The sequence below is a fragment of the Microbulbifer halophilus genome (assembly GCF_026183675.1).
Classification (GTDB): Bacteria; Pseudomonadota; Gammaproteobacteria; order Pseudomonadales; family Cellvibrionaceae; genus Microbulbifer; species Microbulbifer halophilus.
On record NZ_JAPIVK010000049.1, the window covers coordinates 1 to 24600 of the forward strand.

The window sequence follows — 24600 nt, forward strand, 5'->3', positions numbered from 1 at the left end:
GGCGCCGGAGCGGGGGCGGGCGCCTGCATCGGCGCGGCCATCATCGGCGCCGGAGCCTGGCCGGCGCCGTTGCTGCCGCGGCTGATACGCACGGACTCTTCGCCTTCCTTGATTTCCAGCTCGCCGATATCCGATTCTTCGAGCAGCTCAATCAGTTTTTTAATCTTGCGGATATCCATAGTACTTCGCTCTCTTTATGGGCAGTTCTGGTCGTTCAATGGGGAGATGGCGCCACACGCAACTGGTGTATGGCGGCATCGATGGCCAGGGTGTAGCTGTGCGCGCCGAAGCCGCAGACGACACCCCGGGCCAGATCGGAAAAATAGGAGCGGTGGCGGAACGCCTCGCGGGCGTGGGGATTGGACAGGTGCAGCTCGATAAAGGGAATGGCTACCGCTGCCAGGGCATCCCGCAGGGCCACGCTGGTATGGGTGAACGCGGCCGGGTTGATCACAATGAAATCGGTATCGTCGCCGGCGGCGGCCTGCACGCGATCGATCAGCGCGGCTTCGCTGTTGCTCTGCAGCGTCTGCAGTCGGTGGCCGGCCGCCTCACACTGGCGGCGCGCGGCGTCGTCGATCTGTGACAGGGTGGTGGCGCCGTATATTTCCGGCTCGCGGCTGCCGAGCAGGTTGAGGTTGGGCCCGTGCAACAGAAGAATGTTCGCCATGGCTTGCTCTGAAGAAAAAGCGCGAAACGGTCACAAAAATCTGGCGAAAGTCGGCAAACTTGCAGGCTTTCGTGAGTTTTTTGGCCTCTCGGCCGAAGTTTGCTGGAGTGTGCCGCAAAAGTGACCCCTTGTCCATGCCGGATTTCGGGTTTCTTGACGTTAGCGGAAATTCACGGTGTTTTCCGCGATCTTGGGCGCAAGATGGTCGGGAGGGATGGCCTGTTTGCCCGGAAGTCTGGCTATAAAGGCAAACTGGCGCCAGCGCCGTTCGCCGCGGTGGCGGGACCGCCCGCGGCGGCGGCCTGCAGGGCCTCGAGGAGCCCGTCCCGCGTCAGCACCTGCGGCAGGATGCGTGCCTCGCCGCCACCGGCGGGGTAGAGCAGGTAGAGGGGCACGCTGGTGCGGCCGTAGCGGGCCAGCAGCTCGCTGATCTGCGGATCCTGGTTGGTCCAGTCGCCTTTCAGCGCAATCACATCGAGCTGGTCCACGGCGTCGGCAATCTCGTCGCTGGACAGGACCGCCTTCTCGTTGGCGAGGCAGGTGATGCACCAGGCCGCGGTCATGTTGACCAGTACCGGCTGTCCCGCGCCGCGGCCGCTGTCGAGGCGCTCGGGGGAATAGGGTTGCCAGTAGCTGTCGGCGACCTGGGCGGATTGCTGCAGCGGTGCCAGCCGCGGCAGTATCAGCGCGGCCAGGGCCAGCGCCGCCAGCGCTGCGCCGCCCTTGCCCCAGTGCCAGTCGGGCCGCGGCCACAGCCACAGGGCGAAGGCGATGGCAACGGCGCCGGCCAGCACCAGCGCCACGCCGTCGCTGCCGGTCTGGCGACCCAGCACCCACAGCAGCCAGACCGCGGTCAGGTACATGGGGAAGGCCAGCAACTGTTTCAGCCTGTCCATCCAGGGGCCCGGGCGCGGCAGGCGCCCGGCCAGCGACGGCATATAGGTCAGCAGCAGGAAGGGCGCGGCCATACCGGCGCCGAGCGCCGCGAATACCATCAGCGCCACGGCCGCCGGCTGTGTCACCGCATAGCCGAGCGCGGAGCCCATCAGCGGCGCGGTACAGGGGCTGGCGACAACGGTGGCCAGGGCGCCGGTGGCGACGGAGCCGCGCAGACCCCCTCTTGAGCCGAGGCTCTGGCCGGCGCCCATCAGGCTGCCGCCCAGTTCGGTCACGCCGGACAGGCTCAGGCCCATGGCGAAAAACAGGTAGACCAGCGCTGCCACCAGGATCGGCGACTGCAGTTGGAAGCCCCAGCCCACCGCCTCGCCGCCAGCGCGCAATGCCAGCATCAGCGCGGCTATCAGCACGAAGCTCAGCACCACGCCGGCACTGTAGGCCCAGCCGTGGGCGCGGCGCCGGCCGGCGCTGGCGCCCTGGCCGATGGCCAGGGCCTTGATCGACAGCACCGGGAAGACACAGGGCATCAGGTTGAGCAGCACCCCGCCGAGAAAGGCCAGCAGCAGCGCGGCGGGCAGGGCCATATCGCTGCCGCCGGCGGCACCGCCGGAGCCGGGGGAGGGCTGGGCGCCACCGGGCCCGTCCAGCGGGGTGACCTGGCCGCTGGAGGGATCCAGCCCGAAGCGGCGCACCTGGGGCGGGTAGCAGAGGCCGGCGTCGGCGCAGCCCTGGTAGTGCACCTCTAGCTCCAGCGGCGCGTCTGTTTTCACCGCCACCGGTATCTCCAGTTGCAGCCGGTAGACTTCGGTTTCCTTCTCGAAATAGTCGTCCCAGATGACCTCGCCGTCGGGCAGGGTCAGGGGCAGTTCGGTTTTCTCCGCGCCGTCGATGCGGTAGAGGGCCAGTTTGTCGCGGTAGAGGTAGTACTCCGGGGCTATCTGGAAGATGGCGCTGATGCCGCCCGCGCTGAACAGGAAGTCCTGCTGGTAGGCCTCGTCCACCGGCAGGAAGTCGTCGTCCTGCACCGCGGGCGGGGACTCGCTGCCGAACGGGCTCTGTGCCGCAGCGGGGGCCGACAGCAGCAGGGAGGCCGGCAGCAACAGTGTTGTCAGGAGTGTGAGGAAATTCTTGTGGAAAATGTCGGTCATCACAGCCATGGGAGTAAAAATTCTTTATAGTCAGTCGTCTTACTGCCGGTGTCAGCGGCAGTTCAGCAACCGCCGCAGCGCAGGCAGTATAGCCGGCGCCGCGGTGCAAAAAAACAACAGTGGGAGACGGGGTTTGTCGCCGATGAGCACTTCCTGCAGCCGTTGGATCTGTTTGTTCGCCGCCCTGTGGCTGGGCGGCTGTGTCTCCGCGCCGCCGGTGCCGGCGCCGCGGGCGGTGCCGTTGCCGGAGCCGGAGGAGCCCGCGGGCCCCTCGCCCGAGGAAATCCGCCAGCGCAATGTGGCCTTCTTTCTGCAGCGTGCCGACGCGGCCCAGCGGGAGGGCCACCTGATCCGGCCCGCCGGTGCCAGCGCCTACGACTACTACTTGCGGGTCAAGCAGCTGGACCCGGGCAACAGCCGCGCCGCCAGCGGTATCCAGACCATCGTCATCGAGCTGGTGGGGCGCGCCCGGGATGCGCTGCGCCGCCGCTCTTTCGCTCGGGTGAACAGTCTGCTCAACCGCGCCGAGGAGCTGGCGCCGGGCAATGCGCTGGTGGGCGAGGTCCGCGCGCAGTTGGCCAGCGAGCGCAGCCGCGCCTCGGTGAAGCTGCCGGAGGGCGAGCGGGTGGCGCTGCCGACCGGTGCCCTGTCGGCCAGGTCCGATGCCGCGACTGAACTGCTGCAGGACACGGCGCGACGCATCCAGCGCGACAATCTGCGGGTGCTGATCGTCGCCCGCAGCGATGCCGAGGGTCGCTGGATCTATCGCCAGTTGCGGGAAGCGGTGAGCGGCTACCGGGTGCGGGCCAATATCCGCGTCGGCAGTCCGCCGCAACTGATTCTTCAGGCGCAGGAATAAAGGCCCGGTTTCAGAGGAAGCTGTTCTGGTTTGTGCCACCGACAGCGATCCCGGGCCCCGGAACTTGAGAGTGATAAAAGGATACTGGCATGAGACGATTTTACAGCCTGCTGGCGACCCTGATGTTGGTGGCCTCCGCCGCCGCAAATGAGGCGTCGCTGCGCATCGACGGTTACGCCCGCGAGACTTTGCCGGGGGCGGCCATGGCTGCCGCCTACCTGTCGCTGCACAATGACGCGGATGAGGAGCGTCGACTGCTGCGGGTGGAGATTCCGGGGCGGGTGGATGCGTCGGCGGACCTGCATACCAGCGAAGAGCGAGATGGCGTCAGCCGCATGCGCCCGCTGGCGGGGCTGGCGGTGCCCGCCGGCGGCGAGGTACAGATGGCGCCGGGGGGCGTGCACCTGATGCTGAGCGGCCTGAAGCTGCGCGCCGGTGACACCCTGCCGCTGCGGCTGCATTTTGCCGGCGGTGACGCCGTCGATGTCGAAGTACCGGTGCGCAGCCTGCGGACGGACACGGAGCGGGACCATCATCACGGTTGAACGCTGAACTTTTACCACCGCGCGCCCACCAAGGTGCCGGAGAAAAATTGCCGAATTGATCGGGGGAAAATTCGATGAAAAAACTGCTGCTGTTGCTCGGCGCCTGCGTGTTGACCGCCTGCGCCCACAGCCCGATACAGATCCAGGTGCATCCGCAGGTGGAGGTGGCGCCGGAGGATCTCGGTGCCGGCCGCACGGTCCGCGTGCGCGGCGTCAACAAACTGCCCGGCGGCGGGCTCGGCTCCCTCGGCGGTGTCTACGCCAGCGACGACCAGGTGCAACTCGCCAACAATGTGGAAAATGCCGTGGCGCAGACACTGGCCGACGGTTTCGCCGGCTGGAATTTCCGCCCGGTCGAATCGGCGGCGGACGTACAGGTGATCGCCAACCTCACCGGGTTGCGCTACGACAGCCCGGACAAAATCTACACCAGCAAGGTCGACACCGAGGCCGAGATACAGCTGGAAGTGAAAATCGGCGGCGCCACCTACTACGGCAACTACCGCTCCAGCGGCAAGGACCGCAGCCTGATCAAGCCCGACCGCGGAGAAGTGGAAACCCGCATCAACGGCCTGCTCAGCGCGACGCTGCAGCGCGCCTTCGAGGACGAGAAACTGAAAAACTTCTTGCGTGACAACCGCTGAATCGGCAATTTAATCGTTGGCGCAGGCCTGGAGACTGCCCGCGCTTTCGATCTTCCGACCCGGTGGCGACACGCGAGTTTGCAGCCTTGACTGAGTACGATCCGAAATCCGTCGAGTATCTCGGCCTGCTGGCGCAGGTCGAGGACGGGCTGATGCCCGCCGAGGAGCTCAGCCTGCGGGCGGCGGAAGTCGCCCTGGGTGAAGTCGCCGACGGCGTTGTCGTCACCGATGCCCGCGGCCGGGTGACTTACTGCAACCCCCTGGTGAGTGAACTCACCGGGGACCTGGTCGGCCCCCAGCCCGGGCAGTTCCTCGACGACAACCTGTCACTCTGCGATCGCAACGGCGCGCCCCTGCCGCCGCTGTTGCCGGTGGTGGGAGAGGGTGTCGAGTTGCCCGCTGTGCGCGAGTTCAATGCCGGCATCCGCCAGCGCGGTGACGAACGGTTGCGGGATATCGCGGTGCAGGTGATCGCGGTGCGCGAGGGCGCCGCCCTGAACAATTTTGTGGTGCTGTTGCGGGATACCTCGACCGCCCGCCGTATCTCCTCCCGGCTCAGTTGGCAGACCAGCCACGACAGCCTCACCCGCCTGCCCAACCGCCAGTACTTCGAAAGCGAGCTGCAGAACACCCTGTCGGCCTGTGTCGACAAGCGCCGACACCATGTGCTGCTGTACCTGGACGTCTACCAGTTCAAGGTGGTCAACGACACCCTCGGCTACCGGGCCGGTGACCAGTTGCTGGTGCAGCTTGTGCAGTTGCTGCAGCGTTGCCTGTCTGCCCGGGACCTGTTCGCGCGGGTGGGCAGCGACGAGTTCGCGGTACTGTTGCGCGACTGCACCGTGGAGGAGGCGCGGCGCGTGGTGACCCGCCTGCGCGAAGCGGTGAAAGATTTTGTCTTTTGCTGGGAGGGGAACGAGAGCCGCGTCGCGGTCTCCATCGGCGCCGTCACCGCGGACCGCCACGCGCCGCCGGCGAGCCAGCTGCTCGCTTCGGCCAACGACGCCTGCTGTGCGGCGCGGGACCAGGGGCGCAACCGGGTAAAACTGTTCAGCGATTCGCGCAAGGTGCTGGAGAAGCGCCGCGAGACCACCTGGGTGGCGGAGATACACGCGGCGCTGCGGGAGGACCGCTTCCTGCTCTATCGCCAGCCGGTGGTGGCCCTGCAGGACGGCCAGCGGGTGCACCACTACGAGGTGCTGGTGCGCATGCGCGGTCGCGATGGCGGCGTGATATCGCCGGGACTGTTCCTGCCGGCGGCGGAGCGCTACGGCCTGATCGAGGAGGTGGACCGCTGGGTGATCCGCCGGATCTTCGCCTATATGGCGCTGGAGCATCGGGGGGGCATGGCCGGTGTCAGCTACGCGATCAACATCTCCGGGATCAGCCTCGGCGACGACCAGTTTGCCGATTATGTACTGCGCGAGCTGACCGACACCGGCGTGGCGCCGTCGCGGGTGCAGTTCGAGATCACCGAGACCAGCGCCATCGAGAACCTGGAGCGGGCGCTGATCTTCATCCACAAGCTGCGCGCCGCCGGCTGCAGCTTCGCCCTCGACGACTTCGGCCGCGGCGTCTCCTCACTGGCCTACCTGCGCCAGCTGCCGGTGGACTATCTCAAGATCGACGGCAGCTTCGTGCGCAATATGCTGGAAGACGAGATCGACAGCGCCATGGTCAGCACCGTCGACCACCTGGCCAAGCAGATGGGCATCAGCACCATCGCCGAGTTTGCCGAGACGCCGGAGCTGATCGAGAAGCTGCGGTTGATGGGAGTGGACTACGCCCAGGGCTTCGGGATCGCCGCGGCGGCCAGCCTGCCCGAGATATGCGGAACCCGGGATCCGTAGGTGCGGATCTTTGGTTTGGTGGCTCTGTGGGGGGGGCTGTTAGCTGGCTCCGTGACGGCGCTGCTACCGGTAGCAGCGCCGTCCCTAAGCCCGCTAACGAAATTGAGCTTCAGGTGCCCCCGAGCCAGAATGAGTGAACATCAGATCCCCCCTACACCACCGGTGCTAACAACTCCTCATGCTGCTCCGCCCGCAGCCGAGGTCCGTACTGGCTCACCACCTGGGCTGCGGCGCGGCAGGCCAGTTCGCCGGCGTCGGCGAAGGGCAGCTCGCGGTTGATACCGTAGAGGAAGGCCCCGGCAAACATATCGCCGGCGCCGTTGGTGTCGATGGCGTGCACCTTGGGATTGGCCACGCGGTGCTGCTGTTCGCCGTCCCACAAGAGCGCGCCGTCGGCGCCGAGGGTGATGGCAAAGCTGCGGCAATAGCGACGCAGAGCCTTGGCCGAGTCTTCGACCGAGTCGGTGTCGGTAAAGTGCAGCGCCTCGTCGCGGTTGCAGAACAGCATATCGACGCCGTCGCCAATCATTTCCAGCAGGCCGTCGTGGAACAGATGCACCATCGCGGGGTCCGATAGGCTCAGGGCGGTTTTGACGCCGGATTGCTTGGCCCGCTCGCGCAGGGCGATGGCGGCGGCGCGGCCGGTGGGGGAGGACACCAGATAGCCTTCGATATAGGCCCAGCGGGAGGCCGCCAGCGCCTCGTGGTCCAGCTCCGCCACCGACAGCTCGGCGCTGATGCCCAGGTAGGTATTCATGCTGCGCTCGGCATCCGGGGTCACCAGCACCAGGCACTTGCCGGTGGTGCCGCCGTCGGCCTGTTTCAGCGCGGACGGGTAGTCTACGCCGGCGCTGCTCAGGTCCGCCCGGTAGAAATCGCCGTTCTCGTCCGCGGCCACCTTGCAGGAGTAGAAGGTGCGCAGGCCGAAGTAGCTGGCGGCGATGACGGTATTGGCGCCGGAGCCACCACAGGCCCGTTTCGCGGTCACCAGGTGATCTTCCAGGTTGTCGACCAGTTGCCGCTGGCGCTCGTCGTCCACCAGGGTCATTACGCCCTTGTCGACGCCGAGATTCTGCAGGTCGCTGTCGCTGACTTCGATTTCGGTGTCGAGCAGGGCGGCGCCGATACCGTAGAGATCGTACTGGTGCATGGGTCGTCCTTTTATCGTCCTTCCGGCGGGGCATTATGGCCACCCCCCGGGCAAGTGCAAGGCGGCGGCTTGAGATGGGGCCTCTCTGACCTTATAAAGGCCCGACTGGTCGACGCTTACGCGGTCAGTGCATCCGCGCGCCCCCGCAACACCCCGACTATCTATAGTTGATTGAGAACTCTGGTTTAACACTTATATGGCATCGAAAAAGCGCCGGCGCTCCAGGGCGTCCAAACCCGGAAGACTAAGCCGCTGGCTGGTGCGGCTCGGCCTGCTCGCCCTGCTGGGGGGCGTGGTGCTGGCGGGCTACATGGTCTATCTGGACGTACAGCTTCGGGAGCGCCTCGACAGCCGCCAGTACCAGTTGCCGGCGCGGGTCTTTGCGCGGCCGCTGGTGCTGCGCAACGGCATGGTGATGCGCCCCGACGAGCTGGAGGCCGAGTTCGCGGCCCTCAACTACACCGAGAACGCCGAATTCAGCGAGCCCGGCCAGTGGACCCGCGAGGGCATGGACTACCGGGTCTGGCGCCGCGACTTCGTGCACCCGGATGGGCGGGAGCCGGCGGCGCAGGTTTCCTTCCGCCTGCGCAACGACGAGATCAGCAACCTGCGCGACGAAAGCGGCGAGCGGCTGGAAAAGTTTCGTCTCGATGCCGCCAATATCGGTACCCTGCTGGGCGGCGGTGACGACCGCAACCCGGTGCGTTTCGACGATATCCCGCCGCTGCTGGCCAACACCCTGATTGCGGTGGAGGACCAGGACTTCCTCAACCACTTCGGTGTCTCGCCCCGCGGTATTGCCCGCGCCATGGTGGCCAATATCAAGGCCGGCCATGTGGTGCAGGGTGGCTCCACCATCACCCAGCAACTGGTCAAGAACATCTTCTTCGATCACGAGCCCAGCCTGTGGCGCAAGTTCAACGAGGCGCTGATGGCGATCCTGATGGAGCTGCACTACGACAAGGGCTACATACTGCAGGAATACATCAATGAGGTCTGGCTGGGGCAGCAGGGCAGCCGCGCCATCTACGGCTTCGGCCTGGCGTCCGAATTCTATTTCCAGAAACCCCTCGACACCCTTGAACCGCAGGATATAGCCCTGCTGGTGGGCTTGGCCAAGGGCGCCTCTTACTACAATCCCTGGCACAACCCGGAGCGTTCGCTGGAGCGGCGCAACACCGTGCTGGAATTGATGGCGGAGCAGGACCTGCTCAGCCCGGAGGAACTGGAGCGCTATCAGGCCGAGTCGCTGGGGGTGGCCACTGCCGGCGAATCGGCCCAGAACCCCTATCCGGCCTTTACCGAGCGGCTGATGGAGGAACTGCGTCCCTACTATTCCTACGAGGAGCTGCGCACCGCCGGCCTGCGCGTCTACACCACCCTGGCGCCGTCGGTGCAGAAACTATCCGAGGACGCGGTCAGCAACGGCGCGGAGACACTGGAACAGGACCGCGGTATCCAGGCCGACTCGCTGCAGGCGGCCACGGTAGTGCTGGAGAACGGCACCGGCAATGTACTGGCGATGGTCGGCGACCGCCGCCCCCACTACCCGGGCTTCAACCGCGCGCTGGAGGCGCGCCGCCAGATCGGCTCGCTGATCAAGCCGGCGGTCTACCTGACCGCACTGGAGCGGCCGTTCGACTACAGCCTGATCACGCCGATCGAGGACGCCCCCATCCGCATCGAGGGCGACAACGGCGATGTCTGGATGCCGCAGAATTTCGACAAGCGCGCCCACGGCCAGATACCGCTGTACCTGGGCCTGGTCAAATCCCACAACCTCGCCACGGCGCGCCTGGGGCTGGATCTGGGGCTGGAGAATGTGCAGCAGACCATGCGCCGGCTGGGCGTGCAGGCGGACCTGCCGCGGGTACCGTCAATGCTGCTGGGTGCCGCTGAACTGACGCCGTTCGAGGTGTCCGGCATGTATCAGACCATCGCCAACGGCGGCGAGAACGTGGAGCTGCGCACCCTGGTGGCGGTGGCCAATGCCGAGGGCGAGCGGGTGCAGTTCTTCCGCCCGCGCAGCAACCGCGGTGTGGACCCGGTGCCCGCCTACCTGCTGCGCTACGCCATGGAACAGGTGATGCGCGAGGGCACCGGCCGCAGCGCCTACCGCCGCCTGCCCGGCAGCGTACCTTTTGCCGGCAAGACCGGCACCACCAACGACTACCGCGACAGCTGGTTCGCCGGCTTCTCCCCGGGTGTTACCGCCGTGGTCTGGCTGGGCCGCGACGACAACAAGCGCACCAGCCTCACGGGCGCCACCGGCGCACTCAAGATCTGGACCGAGATCATGCGCCAGCTGCCGCACCGCCACGGCCGCGTGCAGCCGCCGCGCGGTGTGGAGTTCAAATCGGTCAACAAGCGCGGTCAGTACATGAACCCGGAATACTGCCGCGGCGGCATGGAGTTTCCCTTCTCCTACGAGACCAAGCTGGAGCCGGCACCGGAGTGCCGCGGGCGCGACCGCTGGCGCTGGTTCCGCGACTTCTTCGGCGGCGACCGCGACCAGCAGGAGGCGGCGCCGCGGGAGGAAATGACTCCGGGCTGGGGCATAGATCCGGACGAGCAGCAGCGGCGCCGCGAGCGGGAGCGGCGGGAACAGGAACTGCAGCAGCAGTTGCGCCGAGACGACCGCATGCAGCAGGTGCCGCAGGTCGAGGACGAACCCCTGGAGTTGCCCCCGGGGGAGGACGAACGCTACCAGGAAGAACAGCGGCGGGCCGAGGAAGAGCGGCGCATCCTCGAGGAGCGCCGGCGCCGCAACGAGGAGCTGCGCCGCAGCCGCGGCGAGGGCGCTCCGGTGGAAGAGGCGCAGCCCTGGCCGCCGGACGAAGAGGACCAGTGGCCTTGATCCGGCCCGCCGAGCGGAGTTGGCCGTGAACGGATTTCTCTCATCCGCCACTGGTATTCTGCTGGTGGCGACTACCGCCTTCAGCCTGATCGCACTCTACGCGCTGCCGGGGCTGTTGGCCCGCTGCGCCTTCCGGCCCTACCGCGTCTGGCGCGGCCAGCAGATCGGCTCCCTGATGTTGGGCGGCTTCGTACACGCCAACCTGCTGCACCTGGCGGTGAACATGTGGTGCCTGTGGATGTTCGGCCCGCCGCTGGAGCGACAGATTGGCACGCCCGCCTTCGCGTTGCTCTACGGCCTGGCGTTGGTGGGCAGCCATCTGCCGACCCTGTTCAAGGAGCGCGGTAACCCGGAGTACGCCAGCGTCGGCGCCTCCGGCGCCATTTCGGCGGTGGTGTTTGCGTTTATCGTCTACTACCCGCAGGCGGAGCTGTTCCTGCTGTTTATCCCCATCCCCATCCAGGCGTGGATCTTCGGTTTTCTCTATCTCGCCTATAGCTACTATGCCGGCCGCGACCGCAGCCGGCGTATCAATCACGATGCGCATTTCTGGGGGGCGGTGATCGGGCTGGTATTTGTGGCCGTGGCCGATCCCGGTGCCTGGGCGCGATTGCTTTGATAAGAGCGGGAAGAGGGATGTGAACCATTGATCCCGTAAGCAGGTTTCGGGACGGCCCTGCTGCCGGGAGCTGTTTGCTCAACAGCCTCATCGGCAATCGTTTCACAAACAGCCCCCGGCAGCAGGGCCTTCACGTCAGGCTACGCTATTCTTTTTTGACATTGACCGGGCGGTGCGCACGGCGCACCCTACCCGAGTCCCGCTACAGATCCCGCAGCAGCCGCGCCGCCTCCTCGGCAAAATAGGTGAGCACTCCGTCGGCACCGGCGCGCTTGAACGCCAGCAGGGATTCCAGGATTACCGCTTCCCGGTTCAGCCAGCCGTTTTCAAAGGCGGCGCAGTGCATGGCGTACTCGCCGCTGACCTGGTAGGCGAAAGTGGGCACTTTCAGTTCGTCCTTCACCCGGCGCACCACGTCCAGGTAGGGCATGCCCGGTTTGATCATGATCATGTCCGCACCTTCGCGCAGGTCCAGCGCGCACTCGTGCAGCGCCTCGTCGCCGTTGGCCGGGTCCATCTGGTAGCTGGCCTTGCTGCCGCCTTTCAGATTGCCGGCGGAGCCCACGGCATCGCGGAAGGGGCCGTAATAGGCGGAGGCGTATTTGGCGGCGTAGGACATGATCTGGGTGTTCACCCGACCTTCCCGCTCCAGCGCCTCGCGGATGGCGCCGATGCGGCCGTCCATCATGTCGGACGGCGCCACCACATCGGCGCCGGCGGCGGCGTGGGACAGCGCCTGTTGCACCAGCACTTCCACCGTGTCGTCGTTGACGATGTAACCATTGTCGTCCATCAGGCCGTCCTGGCCGTGGCTGGTAAACGGATCCAGGGCCACGTCGGTGATCACACCCAGTTCCGGTGCGGCGTTTTTTAGTTCGCGTACGGCGCGCTGTGCCAGGCCGTCGGCGTCATAGGCGGCGCGGGCGTCGTCGGATTTTGCCGACGGATCCACCACCGGGAAGAGCGCCACCGCCGGAATGCCCAGTTCGACCAGGCTTTTGGCCTTCCCTGCCAGCAGGTCCACCGTCAGCCGTTCCACGCCGGGCATGGAGGCGACCTTCTGGGGCTCGTTGCGGCCCTCGATCACGAACAGCGGCAGTATCAGGTCGTCGCAGGTCAGGCGGTTTTCGCGCACCAGGCGGCGGGAGAAGTCCGCCGCCCGCAGTCGGCGCGGGCGGCTGAGCGGGTAGGCGCCGCGGCTCGAAGAAAAAGACATGGCGACTCCCTCAGTCCAGTGTGGCGAAGACTTTTTTCGCCGCTTCGATGGTTTCCTCGATATCCGCCTCCGAGTGGGCGGCGGACATGAAGCCGGCCTCGTAGGAGGCGGGCGCCAGGTAGACGCCCTGTTCGAGCATGCCGTGGAAGAAGCGGTTGAAGCGGTCTGTGTCGCAGGCCATCACCTGCTGGTAGTTGCTGACCTGGGGTTCTTCGGTAAAGAAGAAACCGAACATGCTGCCGGCCCGGTTGGCGGTCAGCGGAATACCGGCCTCTTTGGCCGCTGCCAGCACGCCTTCCACCAGGCGCTCGGTCCTGGCGCTGAGCTGGTCGTAGAGCCCGGGTTCCTGCACCTGGCGCAGGGTTTCCAGACCGGCCACTGAGGCCACCGGATTGCCGGCCAGGGTGCCGGCCTGGTAGATGGGGCCGAGCGGGGCTATCTGTTCCATGATCTCGCGCTTTCCGCCGAAGGCGCCCACCGGCATGCCGCCACCGATCACCTTGCCCAGGGTGGTGAGGTCGGCCTCGATACCGTAGTGGCCCTGGGCGCCGGTCAGGCTCACGCGGAAGCCGGACATGACTTCGTCCAGGATCAGCAGGGCGCCGTGCTGGTCGCAGACCTCGCGCAGGGTTTCCAGGAAGCCCGGTACCGGCGGAATGCAGTTCATGTTGCCGGCCACCGGTTCGACGATGATGCAGGCGATCTGGTCGCCGATTTCGTCGAAGCACCGGCGCACGCCTTCGGCGTCGTTGTAGCTCAGGGTGATGGTGTGGTCGGCCAGCGCGGCGGGCACGCCGGGGGAGGAGGGCACGCCCATGGTCAGGGCGCCGGAGCCGGCCTTGACCAGCAGGGAGTCGGAGTGGCCGTGGTAGCAGCCCTCGAATTTGACGATCTTGTCGCGGCCGGTATAGCCGCGGGCCAGGCGGATGGCGCTCATGGTGGCCTCGGTGCCGGAGCTGACGAAGCGCACCAGGTCCATGTTCGGCCACAGGCGGCACAGCTCTTCCGCCAGCTCTGTCTCCAGCTCCGTGGGCGCGCCGAAGCTGAGGCCGGACTGGACCTGCTCGGTCACCGCATCGATCACCTCCGGCTGCGCGTGGCCGAGGATCATCGGCCCCCAGGATTGCACATAGTCGATGTAGCGTTTCTCGTCGACGTCGTACAGGTAGGCGCCCTCGGCGCGCTCGATAAACAACGGCGTGCCGCCCACTGCGCGAAAGGCGCGCACCGGCGAGTTGACGCCGCCGGGAATGACTTGCCGGGCTTCGGCAAAGAGTTGCTCGGATTTGCTCATAGGAATTTGCAGAGTGTTCGGAGGATTTGGCGGGCTATTATCGCGGTGGCGGGGCTGTCCTACAAACTATTGGCTTAATGTATTCTTTTCAGGGGGCGCAGGTTGGGTGTCGGGACCCGGGATCCGCCCCTACCGTTTCGACCAGAAAAGCCGGTCCGGCACCGGCCGCCCCATGCCCAATCGCCGGCTGTCGGCAATGGCGCTCCAGGTGAACTGCTGGCTGCGGCTGACCGCCTCGATGATGGTGAGACCGTGGGCGATATGGCAGGCGATAGCGGTGGCGAGGGTGCCGCAGGTGCCGTAGGCGGCCGGCGGCAGCCGCTCCCAGTGGAACTGGCGGATCAGGCCGCGTTCGTCGTAGAGGCGGTTCTCCACCTGCTGTTCGCGGGGGACACCGGTCAGCAGCAGGTAGCTGCAGCCGCTTTCCAGCAGCTCCTGTGCCATGGCGTCCATGACATCGGCCTCCACGGCCATGGCGCAGGCCTCGCGGCGGTTGGGACAGGCCATGGTGGCCTGGGGCAGCAGCAGCGAAGTCGTCGCCTCCCACAGGGACGGGGCCAGCAGGCTCTCCTTGTCGGCGAGGGTCGCGTCCGGGTCGATGATCACCGGTATGTGCGGGTAGTCGCGGAGCACGCTGTGCAGCGCCCGTACATTTTCCACCGAGCCGAGAAAACCCACCTTGATGGCCGCCACCGGCATGTCCTCCAGTACGGCGCGCGCCTGCTCCACCAGCAGGCTGTCGTCCACCGGCGCCACACCCAGCAGTTCGCCGGTGTCGCCGACGGTGATGGCCGAAACCACCGAGGCGCAGTGGCAGCCGAGGCTGACCGCGGTTTCCGTGTCCGCGGTGATGCCGGCGCTGCCGCTGGGGTCGTGGTGGGTGATGGTCAGTACGACGGGTTGGCGCGTATCCATACTCACATCTGTGTGGGTGGCTGTGCCTTCCAGTTTAGTTGCTGAATGGCGCTGCCCCCGAATGATTTGCTGCCCCTGTGGTCGGCGTCAGAAGGGTTTCACCACCGCCAGGATCACAATCGCGACCAGGGCGATCACCGGCAGTTCGTTGAAGACCCGGAAGAAACGGCCGGTTTTGGTGACGGTGCCGGCGGCAAACTTGCGTACATAGGCGCCGCAGATATGGTGATAGCCGATCAGCAGCACCACGAAGGTCAGCTTGGCGTGCAGCCAGCCGGCGGTCTTGTAGTGGTCCCAGTTGTAGCTCAGCAGCCAGATGCCCAGGGCGATGGTGGCGATCATGGACGGAATGGCGATACCGCGGTAGAGCTTGCGCTCCATGATGCAGAAGCGGTCGCGGCCGACGGCGTCGGTGGCGTCCACGTGGTAGACGAACAGCCGCGGCAGATAGAAGAGCGCCGCAAACCAGCAGACGACCGCGACCAGGTGAAAAGCTTGAACCCACAGCATTGATTATTTCCCCTCGATTTAAAGTTGCTTGCGATACATCCGGCCTGCCAGTAAGAGAGGTCGGTGGCAGCAGGGCCTTCGCGTCGGACTCCAGTATTCTTTTCTGCGTAGGTTGGACTGAGCGCAGCGAAGTCCAACAAAGTGCCGGGCCAATGTTGGGCTTCGCAAAGCTCACCCCAATCTACACACTGCTCCCGAGTCCCGTAGATTACTTGCGATAAAAATTATCAATATCCGCAGGCAGGATAATGCCCGCCGCGCTGTTGTCCAGTGCGCCACCGTGGCCGCGGTCGATATAGAGGGCGTCGGCGCCGCTGCTGTCCAGTGTCTGCTGGGCCTCGAGCAGGGTGGCGCGCCAGCTCAGGGCCGCCAGTTGCAGCCGCTCGCCGGGCAGTTTGACCAGATCGACATTGTCTTCCGCGTCCCGCTTCTTGTCTTCGCGCCCCTCTTCCCTCGCCTCGCGGACCCGCTCCAGGAAACTGGCCAGATCCGCCGCCCGCAGCAGTTGCGGTGCCGGCTCTTTCGGCAGCTCGATCAGTAGCCACTGTGGATGCCGCTCGATCAGCCTGCGCGCCTCGGCCTCGGTCACATTGCGCGGGGAAACCACAAAGCGCCGCTCCATGACGCTGGCCACGCCCACGCGGCTCAGCATCTGCTGGCGCCAGCTGGGGGTGCCGCTCTTGTCCAGCGCGCGCAGGGTCTCCTGGAAGATGCTGTCGGTGCCGAAGAAGTGCCGGCTCACCAGGCAGGCGACGACGATCATCATCATGCCGGGAAACAGCACATTGGGGTTGTAGGTCAACTCGAGGATCGCCAGCAGTGCGGCCAGCGGCGCATTCAGCAGGGCCGCCATCATCGCCGCCATACCCACCATGGCGTAGAAGCCGGGGCTGGCGGTGTACTCGCCCAGCCACAGGTTGGTGAGACCGCCGGCGATGCCGCCCAGGCAGGCGCCGAGAAACAGGCTGGGACCGATCACGCCGCCGGGAATGCCCAGACCGCTACCCACTGCCGTGGCTACCAGTTTGGCGGCGACGATGATGGCCAGTGCGGAAAGCCCCAGCTCGCCCAGCATTGCCATTTCCAGGGTGTCGTAGCCGGCGCCGAGGATTTCCGGCACCCAGATCCCCAGGGTGCCGGTGACCAGGCCCACGGCCAGGAAGCGCAGCAGCGGCGGCCGATACTGCTGTTTGACCAGTAACCGCTGGGCGCGGATAAACAGGGCGGACAGGGTGCCGATCGCCAGCGCGCACAGGAACAGCACCGGCAGCTCGGCCAGCGAGTTCATCTGGATGGCGGGCACATTGAATGCGGGCTGGTTGCCGAAGGCCAGTTGCGCGGAGGCACTGCCGGCCACCGCCGCAAGCATCACCGGCAGGAAACCGGCAACCGAGTACTCCAGCATCACTACTTCCATCGCGAACACTACCCCCGCCAGCGGGGTATTGAAGGAAGCGGCGATGGCCGCGGCGACGCCGCAGCCGAGCAGGGTGCGCACCGAGTTGTTGGGCAGCTGCAGCCGGCTTCCCACCCAGCTGCCACTGGTGGCTCCCAAGTGCACGGCGGGCCCCTCGCGGCCCACCGAGTGGCCGCTGACCAGTGCGGTGGCGCCGGCAAAAAACTGCAGCAGGGCGTTCTGCACCGGCATCTGCGCCTGGTGATTGTGCAGCCGGTCGAGCACATACACCACACCCACCTGGCGCCGCCGCGCCTGCAGCAGGTGGTATACCGCAGCCAGTACCAGCGAGCCGAATACGGGCAGGCTGAAACGCCACAGCGGTGACAGGGATTCGTAGCGGTCGGGAATCGACAGGAAGAGTTCTGTCGGCCATTCGCTGACGATGCGGAAGGCCACCGTCACGGCACCGGCGCAGATACCGGTGATCAGTGCCATTGCCACCAGTGGCCCCAGTGCCTCCTGGGAGGACAGCAGCAGGCGCAGTTTTTCCAGGCCGCGTTCGCGTTGCGGCCAGAGTTGGGCTTTTTTCCTGGCGGAGTCGCTGGGGTGCTTTGGCACGGCACATCCTTATTCGGGCCGGAGCTTGTGGTAAAGTGATCGGCTACATTGGCCTCCGCCGGGGGAGCGGGCTCCCCCTGGCGGGGACTCATAGTATACAGGGGCTTTTTGCCGCAGGATGGCGGAATACAAGCACAGGAGATTCGAAAACGGTGATCAAGGTAGCAATAGTCGGCGGGACCGGCTACACGGGCGTGGAATTATTGCGGCTGCTGGCGGCCCATCCGGAAGTGGAGCTGACCGCGATCACCTCCCGCGCACTGGCGGGCACGCCGGTGGCGGAGCTGTTTCCCAACCTGCGCGGCCACTGTGACCTGGCTTTCTGTGAACCGGATATCGAGCAACTGGGGCGCTGTGACCTGGTGTTTTTCGCCACGCCGCATGGCGTCGCCCAGGCGCAGGTGCCGGATCTGCTGCGCCGTGGGGTGCGGGTGATCGACCTGTCGGCGGACTTCCGCATAAAAGATATTCCCACCTGGGAGCAGTGGTACGGCCAGCGACACGCGGCGCCGGAAATGGCCGCCGAGGCAGTCTACGGCCTGCCGGAGGTCAATCGCGCGGCTATCGCCGGCGCGCAGTTGATCGCCTGCCCCGGTTGCTACCCCACGTCGATCCAGTTGGGCTGGATACCGCTGCTGGAGTCGGGGCTGGTGGATCCAGGGCGGTTGGTGGCCAGCGCTGCCAGCGGCGCCACCGGCGCCGGGCGCCAGGGCAAGACGGAACTGTTGTTTGCGGAGAACAGCGACAACTTCCGGGCCTACGCCGCCGGCGGCCACCGCCATCTGCCGGAAATCGAGCAGGAGCTACAGTGGGTGCAGCCAGCGGGCAGCGATCCGGCCCGCGTGACTTTCGTGCCGCACCTGTTGCCGATGGTGCGCGGCATGCACGCGACCCTGTTTGCGAATCTGCGAAAAGAGGCGGAGATCGAGGAACTGCAGCGGCTGTTCGAGAGTCGCTATACGGGGGAGCCGTTTGTCGATGTCCTGCCCGCCGGCAGCCACCCACAGACACGCACTGTGCGCGGCACCAATATGTGCCGACTGGCGGTTCTTCAGCCCGGGGGGCGCGATACGGTGGTGGTGCTGTCGGTCATCGACAATCTGGCCAAGGGCGCCTCGGCACAGGCCGTACAGAATATGAATATCATGTTCGGGTTAAATGAGACGCTGGCACTGGAGAGCCCGGCGCTGCTGCCTTAGAATCGGCACTCTCGCCCCGAATAACCATCTATAAACCAGAACAACATAGCGGATTCCATGGCGCGCAAAGTCAAAGGCAGCAAGCAGTACCGCATGAAGGTGGTGCCTCATCGCCCGTTTTCCGGAACCCTGTCGATCGTCGGCGCGGCCGCGCTTGTACTGGTCACTTCGGCGTCGGCCTACTACGCCGGTCAATACCACCTGGGCCGGAACCTCGACGAGAAATCCCGGGCCCACGAGTCGGCCCTGCGGGAACTCGACAAGCTGAAGAGCGAGAACGAGGAGCTGCGCCTGCGCGTCGCTACCGCCGAGCAGTCCCTGACCATCGGCGAGCAGGCAAACGACAAGGTGCGGGCGGAGCTGGTAGAGAAAGAGAACCGTATCGCCGAGCTCAGGCAGGAAATTTCCTTCTACCGCGGCCTGATGGCCCCGGCCGACGGCAGCGATGGTGTCTCCATCGGCCGTTTCAGTATTTCGCAGACGTCCGACGCGCGCCGCTACCAGTACAAGCTGCTGGTGCAGCAGTCGGCCACGCGGCACAACGTGGTGAAGGGACACGCGACCTTCACCGTTGTGGGCAGCCAGGATGGACAGCCAAAACGCTACCCGCTGAGCGCCCTGTCGCAACAGGCGGATAGTGAGCAGATTCTTTTGCGCTTCAAGTACTTTCAGAATATCGAGGGCGAGCTACAGTTGCCCCAGGGCTTTGAGCCGGAAGGGGTGGAATTGTCGCTGAAGTCCAGCGGGCGCAAGGGTTTCAATATCGAGCAGCGCTACGGCTGGCTGGTTCAGAAGAGCTAGTGGGTAGCGTCGAATGCATGAGGTTTGACACGAATTATGTTTAGTAAAAAAGAAAAGGTTGACAGCACTATGGCCAGCTCCGGTAGCAATCACACCACTTTGATCGCACGCCAGACCGAGGTGTCCGGCGATATGCATTTCCGCGGCAACTTGGTGGTCGAGGGCAAGGTGAAGGGTAATGTGAGCGCCCACAGCGACAGCGACGCGCGCCTGCAGATCGTCGACGGCGGTACCGTCGAGGGAGAGATCCGCGTACCGCATGTGGTAATCAACGGCAACGTGAACGGCGATGTCTACGCCGCGCGCCACCTGGAGCTGTCCTCCAAGGCGATGGTGGAAGGCAATGTCCACTACAAGCTGATCGAGATGGTGAAGGGCGCCCAGGTCAATGGTGCGCTGGTGTCCAATGTGGACATGGATACCACCGGCGAGCCGCGCATGATCGAGTACTCCGAAGACGAAACGGTCATCGACGCCGAGTAACCTTTCCCGCGCCCTTTTCGGGGCAACTGCGGACCCGGTGCCGTGGCGCTGTGGGTCCGCAGTCATCCTATACTTGACTGATTTTCTGGGTTTTAGCAAGATGGCGGCCACAGGGCTGCACTCAGTATAATTTTCGTACGAGCCGCGAACGCCCGAGAACTCCGAGAGAGACTTATGTCTGAAGCTGTATCCTTTTCACCCGAACCGGTACTGGTGACCGACAAGGCGGTGGCCAAGGTCAAGAGCCTGCTGGAAGATGAAGGCAACCCCGAGCTGAAGCTGCGGGTGTTCGTCACTGGCGGCGGCTGTTCCGGCTTCCAGTACGGCTTTACCTTCGACGAACTGGTGGCCGAGGACGATGCCCAGATCGAGAAAGACGGCATCGAGGTGCTGGTGGATGCCATGAGCTACCCCTATCTGGTGGGAGCCAGTGTCGACTACGAGGAAGGGTTGTCCGGGTCCCGTTTTGTGGTCACGAATCCCAACGCCTCCTCCACCTGCGGCTGCGGCTCCTCCTTCTCCATCTAGCCCTCCCTGTAGGTAGGAGCGGCCCATGGTCGCGATTGATCCGCCCGGTACCCGAAGATCTGCTGGTCAGCGGGCGCCCCGGGCAGCAGGGCCTTCGCATCTGACTCTATTATTCTTCTGAGTCCCGACAATCACGCCGGATAAATGGCCCCCAACACCGTTTCCTTCTTTGCCCCGGTCACTCCCGGGCAGTTCCCCGGCAGCCCCAGCAGCGTCTGCCGCGCCAGCCACGCAAATCCGACAGCCTCCAGCCAGTCAGCGTCAATGCCGTAGCTGCCGGTGCAGGCGATGGACCAGGTGGGCAGGCGCCGCTGGAGCCGCGACAACAGGTCCTTGTTCCTGGCGCCGCCGCCGCACACCAGCAGTTCGCCGCCGTCGGCAAACAGGTGTACCGCCTCGGCGATACTGGCTGCGGTCACTTCCGCCAGGGTTGCCTGTACGTCGGCAGGCGCCAGCTCCAGGCCGGCACAGGCCTCTTCCAGCCAGTTGGCGTTGAAGGTTTCGCGGCCGGTGCTCTTGGGCGGCGGGGCGGCGAAATAGGGATCGGCCATCAGCCGGTTCAGCAGCTCCGGGTGGACGCGGCCGCTGGCGGCCCAGGCGCCGTCGCGATCGAACGGTTTCCCCTGGTGCAGGCCGATCCAGTAGTCGAGCAGGACGTTGCCCGGACCCGTGTCGTAGCCGTAGACGCTGCCGTTCGCGGCCAGCTCGGTGATATTCGACATGCCGCCGATATTGACCACGGCGCGGTTGCGGTCGGTGGCGAAGGCGGCGCGGTGGAAGGCGGGGATCAGCGGGGCGCCCTGGCCGCCGAGGGCCATATCGCGGCGGCGGAAATCCGCCACGGTGGTGATACCGGTGAGGGCGGCGATGGTGTTGGGGTCGCCGATCTGGGTGGTAAACGGCGAGGCCACGGAACCCGGCGGGCGGTGGCGCACTGTCTGGCCGTGGCTGCCGATGCCGGTGACATCGCGCGGCTCGACGCCGGCGCGGGCCAACAGTGTCTGTACCGCCTCTGCAAACACCTGGCCCATCTGCCGGTCCAGTTGGCCGGCGCGGTCGAGCTCCGACGGGCCCGGCGCGCACAGCGCCAGTATCGCTTCGCGCAGCGGCGGGTCGATGGGGTGGCCGAGGGCGGTGAGGATTTTCGCCCGGGCTTTTTCTTCATCGCCGAAATCGACCAGCACCGCGTCGATACTGTCGACGCTGGTGCCGGACATCAGGCCGACAAACAGATCCGGCATCTGGAAGGGTCCGTTCAGTTGACGTTGTTGTCGTTGTCTTCGTTGCGCTGCGCCAGCGCCGGTTGCTCGTAGCTTTCCAGCTGGGCCAGCAGCGGTTGTGTCTGGGCGCGGAATCGGCCCATCTCCGATTCGGGGATGGACTTCGCCTTGGGGAGTTTGCGCACGATGGTGGCCGGGTTGCGGTGGTGGCCGTTGACCAGGAATTCATAGTGCAGGTGTGGGCCGGTGGCGTAACCGGTGGCGCCCACGGTGCCGATCACCTGGCGTTGCTCGACGCGCTGGCCGGTGCGCGCATTGCGCTTGTGCAGGTGCAGGTAGCGCGTCATATAGCGCTCGCCATGCTTGATGAAAACATAGTTGCCGTTGGCCTTGCTGTAGCCCGCCTCGACCACGCGACCGTCGCCGGCGGCGTAGACCGGGGTGCCGCGGGGGGCGGCGTAGTCGGTGCCGTTGTGGGGGCGGCGGGTCTTGAACACCGGATGCAGGCGGCGCGGGTTGAAGTGCGAGCTGATGCGGGTGAAATCCACCGGGGTGCGGATAAACGCCTTGCGCATGCTCTTGCCGTCGGGCGTGTAGTAGCTGGCGTCGCCGTTGGCGTCGACATAGCGCACGGCGTTGAAAGTCTTGCCCTGGTTGGTAAAGCTCGCCGCCTGGATGGGGCCGTTGCCGACCTTCTCGCCGTCGAGGAATTCTTCCCCGAACATCACGCTGAAGCGGTCGCCCCGGCGGATATCCAGCGCGAAGTCGATATCGGAGCTGAATACCTGGGCCATTTCCATGATCAGGTTGCTGCTGAGCCCGGCGTCGCTGCCGGCCATGAACAGGGAGCTGTCGATTTCCCCCTCGCGGTAGGCGGTGTAGCTGTCCGGCTGGCGCTGGTGGAGGATGTGGCGATAGTCGCCGCCGTCGCCGCGGGAGAACTCCACCAGGTTGAGGCGGTCGCGGTGTACTTCCAGGCTCTGCAGGGCGCCGTCGCCGTCAATACGAAAGGTCAGTTCCTCGCCGGGTTTCAACCTCGAAAGTTGTTGCGCCTCGTCGCCACTCGACAGCAGCTCATACATTTCGGCGGCACTGACACCGGCGCGTTGGAAGAGGTCGGACAGTGTGTCGCCGTTGCGCACCTGGAGTCTGCGTTCACGCAGCGGCGCTTCGCTGTGGTCGGGGCCGGCGGTGGCCGCTTCGGGGGCCGGCGCCTGCTCATCGCCGGCCACGGCGGTCAGCTTTACCGGCAGGGAATGTCTCTTGGCTTCCACTTCCGGCGTGGAGGCGAACATGGTCAGCGCCAGGGCAAAACTGGCGGCTCCGGCTGCCAGTGCATGGGTGCGCGGGAAGTGCTGGCGCAGTGCGCCGAACAGGCGTGCCGGCGTTGGTTTGCGTTGATTGTGCATGGTCTTATCGGGTGGCGCTGCTTGTGGTTGTTGTCAGTACTGATAAAAAGTGGTGCCTAAAAAACGAACACCGAGGCGGCTTTATAACAAAATTCTCTTCCTTATTCACGGAGTAATTGACCTGTCTGTCCATGATTCAGTTCCTCTGCACCTGCTCCCTGGCAGCGACCCGATGCGCTTGCATTTACCGCTGTATTCGGTACTGTTCCAGCCCATTTTGCCACCTGCGGGCGGCATTCTCAGCATGTAATAAATAGACGAGGGAAAACCATGGCCGGGGTCGATGCGACACTGCTTGAAGACTTGGACCGCCGCGGGCTGATCAATCAGGCCACTGGCGACGGCGAGCTTACACAGCATCTGGCGGAGAGTCGCACACTCTATTGTGGCTTCGACCCCACCGCGGATTCCCTGCATATTGGCAGTCTAGTACCACTGCTCACTTTGAAGAGGTTTCAGGCGGCAGGACATAAACCCATCGCCCTGGTTGGCGGCGCAACCGGCCTGATTGGCGACCCTTCCTTCAAGGCGCAGGAGCGCAGCCTCAATACACCGGAAGTGGTGTCCGGCTGGGTGGAAAAGATCCGGGCGCAGGTTTCCCGCTTTGTCGATTTCGACGGCGGTGACAACAGCGCCGCGGTGGTCAACAACCTGGACTGGACCGGGGACCTGAATGTGCTCGATTTCCTGCGCGACGTAGGAAAACATTTCTCCGTCAACAATATGGTTAACAAAGAGTCCGTCAAGCAGCGCATCCAGCGTGAGGGTGAGGGGATTTCATTTACCGAGTTCACCTATATATTGCTGCAGTCGATGGACTTCTCCGAGCTGTATCAGCGTCACAACTGCACCCTGCAGATTGGTGGTTCCGACCAGTGGGGCAATATCACCGGCGGTGTCGACCTGACCCGGCGCCAGCACCGCGGCAAGGTCTACGGCCTGACAATGCCGCTGGTGACCAAGGCGGATGGCACCAAGTTCGGCAAAACCGAGGGTGGCACCATCTGGCTGGATGCCGGTCGCACCTCGCCCTACGCCTTCTACCAGTTCTGGCTGAACACCGCCGACGCCGACGTCTACAAGTTTCTGCGCTACTTCACTTTCCTCAGCGTGGATGAGATCGACGAAATAGAGGCCGCTGACCGCGAGCGCGCGGGCAAGCCGGAAGCCCAGGGTATCCTGGCGCGGGAAGTGACCCGCCTGGTGCACGGCGAAGAGGGGTTGGCGGCGGCGGAGCGTATCTCCCGCGCGCTTTTCTCCGGCGACAGCGCCGACCTGTCCCTCGGGGACCTGGAGCAGCTGCGTCTCGACGGCCTGCCCAGCTCCAGCCTGCCGGCGGACTTTGGCGAGCAGAGCCTGATTCACCTGTTGGTCGATGCTGGCATGGCGCAGTCCGGCAAGCAGGTGAAAGACGCGCTGGGCCGCAACGCAGTGCTGGTCAACGGTGAAGCCGTGGGTATGGACCGCAACAGTGACCCGGCGGCGGTCTTCGGTGCCGCCGGGGCGCTACACGACCGCTTCTTCATCGTGCGCCTGGGCAAGAAGAAGTACCACCTGTTTGACCTGGCGGGCTGAGCCGGCCCGCTGGCGAGGCTCCGCCAGACTTAATTTTCACGAATTTGTAAAAAAGGCTTGCGGAGCCCCCCTTCCAGTCCGTATAGTTCGCGCCCTCGCTGCTTGAGAAGCGGCGTGGAGGTGGCTCCAAGTGATTGATTTTCTTAAGGAAATTTCTTTCAAAAAGGGGTTGCCAGGAACGGAGAGGCCGCTAT

Annotated in this window: 21 protein-coding genes and 1 pseudogene; 11 read left to right on the forward strand and 11 right to left on the reverse strand. The window is 65.2% G+C overall.

The window, feature by feature from the left end:
* From OQE62_RS17790 to OQE62_RS17800, 3 genes and pseudogenes are all read right to left on the reverse strand, one after another.
* Positions 1 to 179, reverse strand: a pseudogene (locus tag OQE62_RS17790) (acetyl-CoA carboxylase biotin carboxyl carrier protein); the annotation flags it as partial.
* Positions 180 to 214: 35 nt separating this feature from the next.
* A complete protein-coding gene (gene aroQ, locus OQE62_RS17795; protein WP_265723393.1) occupies positions 215 to 670 on the reverse strand; it encodes a type II 3-dehydroquinate dehydratase in 456 nt (151 codons plus the stop codon).
* Between the two features lie 239 nt (positions 671 to 909).
* Positions 910 to 2724 (reverse strand): protein-disulfide reductase DsbD family protein, encoded by a 1815-nt coding sequence (locus tag OQE62_RS17800; protein ID WP_265723394.1) that lies wholly within the window; start codon positions 2722 to 2724, stop codon positions 910 to 912.
* 133 nt (positions 2725 to 2857) lie between these two features.
* Here OQE62_RS17800 and OQE62_RS17805 point away from each other — a divergent pair, with 133 nt between their 5' ends.
* From OQE62_RS17805 to OQE62_RS17820, 4 genes are all read left to right on the forward strand, one after another.
* On the forward strand, positions 2858 to 3574 hold the full coding sequence (locus OQE62_RS17805; RefSeq protein ID WP_265723395.1) for an N-acetylglucosaminyltransferase: 717 nt from the start codon (positions 2858 to 2860) through the stop codon (positions 3572 to 3574).
* An 89-nt stretch (positions 3575 to 3663) separates the two neighbouring features.
* Positions 3664 to 4119 carry a copper chaperone PCu(A)C gene (locus OQE62_RS17810; RefSeq protein WP_265723396.1) on the forward strand — a complete coding sequence of 152 codons (456 nt, stop codon included), beginning with the start codon at positions 3664 to 3666 and terminating at the stop codon, positions 4117 to 4119.
* Between the two features lie 74 nt (positions 4120 to 4193).
* Complete coding sequence (locus OQE62_RS17815) at positions 4194 to 4763, forward strand: YajG family lipoprotein (RefSeq protein WP_265723397.1); 570 nt, start codon at positions 4194 to 4196, stop codon at positions 4761 to 4763.
* Positions 4764 to 4849: 86 nt separating this feature from the next.
* Positions 4850 to 6613, forward strand: a complete 1764-nt coding sequence (locus tag OQE62_RS17820) for a putative bifunctional diguanylate cyclase/phosphodiesterase (protein ID WP_265723398.1) — start codon at positions 4850 to 4852, stop codon at positions 6611 to 6613.
* Positions 6614 to 6764: 151 nt separating this feature from the next.
* Here OQE62_RS17820 and OQE62_RS17825 read toward each other — a convergent pair whose 3' ends face one another.
* Positions 6765 to 7763, reverse strand: a complete 999-nt coding sequence (locus tag OQE62_RS17825) for an adenosine kinase (RefSeq protein WP_265723399.1) — start codon at positions 7761 to 7763, stop codon at positions 6765 to 6767.
* A 196-nt stretch (positions 7764 to 7959) separates the two neighbouring features.
* Between OQE62_RS17825 and mrcB the strand changes: the two genes are divergently transcribed.
* Together mrcB and OQE62_RS17835 are read left to right on the forward strand one after the other, a co-directional pair.
* The gene (gene mrcB / locus OQE62_RS17830) at positions 7960 to 10620 is read left to right on the forward strand and encodes a penicillin-binding protein 1B (protein WP_265723400.1); all 2661 of its coding nucleotides are present in this window, start codon (positions 7960 to 7962) and stop codon (positions 10618 to 10620) included.
* A gap of 25 nt (positions 10621 to 10645) precedes the next feature.
* Complete coding sequence (locus OQE62_RS17835; RefSeq protein ID WP_265723401.1) at positions 10646 to 11239, forward strand: rhomboid family intramembrane serine protease; 594 nt, start codon at positions 10646 to 10648, stop codon at positions 11237 to 11239.
* Between the two features lie 202 nt (positions 11240 to 11441).
* Here the strand turns inward: OQE62_RS17835 and hemB are convergent, their stop codons facing one another.
* The 5 genes from hemB to OQE62_RS17860 all read right to left on the reverse strand — a co-directional run bounded on the left by hemB (position 11442) and on the right by OQE62_RS17860 (position 17191).
* Positions 11442 to 12455: a porphobilinogen synthase gene (gene hemB / locus OQE62_RS17840; RefSeq protein ID WP_265723402.1), complete on the reverse strand. Its 1014-nt coding sequence runs from the start codon at positions 12453 to 12455 to the stop codon at positions 11442 to 11444.
* Positions 12456 to 12465: 10 nt separating this feature from the next.
* Positions 12466 to 13749 carry a glutamate-1-semialdehyde 2,1-aminomutase gene (hemL, locus tag OQE62_RS17845; RefSeq protein WP_265723403.1) on the reverse strand — a complete coding sequence of 428 codons (1284 nt, stop codon included), beginning with the start codon at positions 13747 to 13749 and terminating at the stop codon, positions 12466 to 12468.
* A 129-nt stretch (positions 13750 to 13878) separates the two neighbouring features.
* Positions 13879 to 14664 carry a bifunctional hydroxymethylpyrimidine kinase/phosphomethylpyrimidine kinase gene (gene thiD, locus OQE62_RS17850; RefSeq protein ID WP_265723404.1) on the reverse strand — a complete coding sequence of 262 codons (786 nt, stop codon included), beginning with the start codon at positions 14662 to 14664 and terminating at the stop codon, positions 13879 to 13881.
* 87 nt (positions 14665 to 14751) lie between these two features.
* Positions 14752 to 15174 (reverse strand): protoporphyrinogen oxidase HemJ, encoded by a 423-nt coding sequence (hemJ, locus tag OQE62_RS17855; protein ID WP_265723405.1) that lies wholly within the window; start codon positions 15172 to 15174, stop codon positions 14752 to 14754.
* A 208-nt stretch (positions 15175 to 15382) separates the two neighbouring features.
* Entirely contained in the window at positions 15383 to 17191 is a 1809-nt protein-coding gene (locus OQE62_RS17860) for a chloride channel protein (protein ID WP_265723406.1), read from the reverse strand.
* Between the two features lie 152 nt (positions 17192 to 17343).
* Here OQE62_RS17860 and argC point away from each other — a divergent pair, with 152 nt between their 5' ends.
* The 4 genes from argC (at position 17344) to erpA (ending at position 20202) form a co-directional block, all read left to right on the forward strand.
* Positions 17344 to 18390 carry an N-acetyl-gamma-glutamyl-phosphate reductase gene (gene argC / locus OQE62_RS17865; protein WP_265723407.1) on the forward strand — a complete coding sequence of 349 codons (1047 nt, stop codon included), beginning with the start codon at positions 17344 to 17346 and terminating at the stop codon, positions 18388 to 18390.
* 57 nt (positions 18391 to 18447) lie between these two features.
* On the forward strand, positions 18448 to 19191 hold the full coding sequence (locus OQE62_RS17870) for a DUF6776 family protein (protein ID WP_265723408.1): 744 nt from the start codon (positions 18448 to 18450) through the stop codon (positions 19189 to 19191).
* A gap of 36 nt (positions 19192 to 19227) precedes the next feature.
* Positions 19228 to 19674 carry a bactofilin family protein gene (locus tag OQE62_RS17875; RefSeq protein ID WP_265723409.1) on the forward strand — a complete coding sequence of 149 codons (447 nt, stop codon included), beginning with the start codon at positions 19228 to 19230 and terminating at the stop codon, positions 19672 to 19674.
* A 174-nt stretch (positions 19675 to 19848) separates the two neighbouring features.
* Positions 19849 to 20202 carry an iron-sulfur cluster insertion protein ErpA gene (erpA, locus tag OQE62_RS17880; RefSeq protein ID WP_265723410.1) on the forward strand — a complete coding sequence of 118 codons (354 nt, stop codon included), beginning with the start codon at positions 19849 to 19851 and terminating at the stop codon, positions 20200 to 20202.
* 131 nt (positions 20203 to 20333) lie between these two features.
* Here the strand turns inward: erpA and OQE62_RS17885 are convergent, their stop codons facing one another.
* Together OQE62_RS17885 and OQE62_RS17890 are read right to left on the reverse strand one after the other, a co-directional pair.
* Positions 20334 to 21443: an anhydro-N-acetylmuramic acid kinase gene (locus tag OQE62_RS17885; protein WP_265723411.1), complete on the reverse strand. Its 1110-nt coding sequence runs from the start codon at positions 21441 to 21443 to the stop codon at positions 20334 to 20336.
* 14 nt (positions 21444 to 21457) lie between these two features.
* A complete protein-coding gene (locus tag OQE62_RS17890) occupies positions 21458 to 22831 on the reverse strand; it encodes a peptidoglycan DD-metalloendopeptidase family protein (protein WP_265723412.1) in 1374 nt (457 codons plus the stop codon).
* Positions 22832 to 23101: 270 nt separating this feature from the next.
* Between OQE62_RS17890 and tyrS the strand changes: the two genes are divergently transcribed.
* On the forward strand, positions 23102 to 24406 hold the full coding sequence (tyrS, locus tag OQE62_RS17895; protein ID WP_265723413.1) for a tyrosine--tRNA ligase: 1305 nt from the start codon (positions 23102 to 23104) through the stop codon (positions 24404 to 24406).
* The last annotated feature ends 194 nt before the right edge of the window (positions 24407 to 24600 follow it).